This window comes from Vibrio sp. 1069 (genome assembly GCF_033340555.1).
In genome coordinates this window covers 1-507 of the sequence record NZ_JAWOWP010000999.1, presented here as the reverse complement: position 1 = coordinate 507, position 507 = coordinate 1, and the positions used below count along the sequence as shown (strand labels likewise).

At 42.6% G+C, this 507-nt stretch carries 1 protein-coding gene and 1 pseudogene; both read right to left on the bottom strand.

The window, feature by feature from the left end; translation table 11 throughout:
• A partial coding sequence (locus R7040_RS30260; protein WP_318098161.1) for a patatin-like phospholipase family protein occupies nt 1-189 on the bottom strand: 189 nt, incomplete at its 3' end.
• A gap of 181 nt (nt 190-370) precedes the next feature.
• Nucleotides 371-507 (bottom strand): annotated as a pseudogene (locus tag R7040_RS30255) (MarC family protein); the annotation flags it as partial.

Genomic DNA, 507 nt, shown 5'->3' with positions numbered 1-507 from the left:
CTTTGTAATCACATTTATACTGCGATGCGGGTAATCGGTCAGATAACCAATCAAATTAGATGCGCCTGCCGACACACCAATCGCAAAATCAAATGGCTTATAATCTCGCTCTAGAAATGCGTCTAACACGCCACTGGCAAAGACGCCGCGCATCGCTCCACCTTCCACTACAATTGCTTTCGTTGCCATGTTTCCCCCATTAATTTCTCGAAAAAGAGTAATGAAATTCGTGCATTAGCGACAATTGGTTATTCTTATTATTGAGATAGGTGAAGTCTATGTATTTCTGCCTTAGAAAGTGAAAACTAAAGATCAAAAAATCCACACTTATGACGCAACACAAGTGTGGATTTGGGAAATATAGGAAGAGTTAGGCAAATACGGTTTTGTAGGCTTCGCCAGCACCATCGATGAACATTTGGGTGCCGATAACTGCCAAAATCAGGCACATGATTTTTGTCACCACATTCAAAGCCCTAGGCCCTACCGCTTTGACCAGTTTGTCCC